The 2013-nt window shown below is 72.8% G+C and carries 1 protein-coding gene; it reads right to left on the bottom strand.

The window, feature by feature from the left end; all coding sequences use genetic code 11:
- Positions 1-36: 36 nt before the first annotated feature.
- Positions 37-1182: a hypothetical protein gene (locus D7X74_RS41555; RefSeq protein ID WP_147446899.1), complete on the bottom strand. Its 1146-nt coding sequence runs from the start codon at positions 1180-1182 to the stop codon at positions 37-39.
- Positions 1183-2013 lie beyond the last annotated feature (831 nt).

Raw genomic sequence — 2013 nt, 5'->3', positions numbered from 1 at the left:
TCTCCAGGGTGGCCGGGAGGTGATCCTGTCAACGCTTCAGGGCTCGGGCTCCGTGACGGACTCGGTGGCGGGGTCCGGGGCGGGAAGCTGCTGGAGCATGCGCTGGGCGAGTTCATGCCTGCCATTGAGGGCCACGGTCTCGTCCAGCAGCGTCCGGGCCGTCGCCACATCGCCCTGGCGAAGGGCCAAGCGCGCGCCCAGGACGTAGGCACGCATGAGGGTGCGGTCCTGCGAGCGAAGCGTCTCCAGTTCCTTCGAAACGCTCTGGAGGGTGACCGAGGGCGACCCTGAGCTGAGGGCGTACTCCGCGTGGGCGAGCAGGCTCCAGGCGGCGGAGAGCTCCGCCTGACGCAGACGCTGGGCGAGGGCCAGTGCGTCGGGGGCGCTCGTCACCGCGGCATAGAGGGCCTGGGCCTTCAGGCGCGCGGCCACGGTGGCGGCGGGTTCCACTTCGGGCGCGGCGCGCACGGAGCCCATCTGGGCATCGAGCTTCGAGCGGCGCGCGTCGATGGCCTCGCGCAGCGGCTCCTGTTCGCGCGCGAGCGCCTGCATCTGGGCGCGCAGCGCGTTCGCGCGGTTCTCCCAGTCCGCCGGGGTCCGGCGGGCGTTGACCGCATCAAGCTGCTTCTGGAGCTGCTCCGACTGGAGCCGCAGCCGGTCGAAGTCCGCGTTCAGGTCGGCCAGTTGCAGGGTGAGCGCCACGGCCAGCTCGGCCTGGACCTCGGCGTACTTCGGGTGGGTCGCGGCGAGGGACTGGAGGCTCTGGATGGCCTGTTCGCGCGAGGCCGCATCGTCGCGGCGAAGCAGCGCCACGGCGCGGTCCTTCTCCTCCACGGCCGCCGCGGGCATGGCGGTGTTGCGGTCACGGAAGGCGGGGTACGCCAGGTAGCCTGCGAGCCCGATGCCCGCGAGCACCGCGAGCACGAGGAGCGCACGGGTCAGCGTGGAGGATGAGCCCTGCCCGGGCCCGTACTCGATCATCGCCGGTTCGGACTTCGAGGCCCCGAGCAGTTCTGGAGGCAGGGTCCCCGAGGGCTTGCGCTCGGCAAGGGGCCGCTCCAGTCCGCCGCCCAGCAACGACTCGCTTGAAACGGCGGGACGCGACGGGACGGTGCGCGCGAACGGCGCGGCATCGTCGGGCAATGGGAGGCTCGACGTCGGAGCGGAGGTCGCCCACGGCATGCTGTCGTGGCCCTCCGGAACGAGCTTGGGTCGGGGGCCCGAGGCGGACGACCACGGCTGATCCGGCGACTCCCCCGAGGGCGAGATGTCCCCGAAGGACCGGGGAGGAGCACGGGGAGCGGACGGCTCCGGCGGGCCGGACACCGCACCGAAGGCCCGGGTGGATCCGCCTGCTTCAGGGCCACCAGGAGGCGGGACCGGTGAATCCGAAACGGCCCCGAACGCCCGCGTGGCGCCAGTGGCTTCGTACGTCCCCGACGAGGAACCGGGCACCGCGCCAAACGCACGCGTCGCTCCGACCGGCTCGGACGATGAGCCCGGGACCGCGCCAAACGCCCGAGTCGAACCACTGGCCGCGTCGAACGCGCCCGAAGATGAAGGACCCGGCACCGCGCCAAACGCACGGGTGGATCCATTCGCTGATTCGAACGCACCGGAAGGCGAAGGGCTCGGCACCGCACCAAACGCACGGGTGGCCCCACTGGCTGCGTCGACCGCGCCAGACGTCGAAGAACCCGGGACCGCACCAAACGCCCGCGTTGCCCCACTGGCTGCGTCAACCGCACCGGAAGTTGAAGGGCCCGGCACCGCGCCAAACGCCCGGGTGGCTCCGACAGCCTCGGCCGCCGGAGAAGCAGCAGGACCCGGCACCGCGCCAAACGCCCGCGTCGCCCCGCCCGGCTCCGAGAGACTGAACGTCCCCGCAGGAGAGGCGGGGACGGCACCGAAGGCCTGCGTCGTACTCCCAGGTCCCTGCGGCCGCGCACCCAATCCCGCGCCCGACGACGGCCCCTGGGGGGCCCCAGGCGAAGGCGCTGCCACCCCCGGCCC

It is taken from the genome of Corallococcus sp. CA047B, from assembly GCF_003612065.1.
GTDB lineage: Bacteria > Myxococcota > Myxococcia > Myxococcales > Myxococcaceae > Corallococcus > Corallococcus praedator.
The sequence above is the reverse complement of the archived record's forward strand: the minus strand, read 5'-3'. Positions and strand labels throughout refer to the sequence as shown.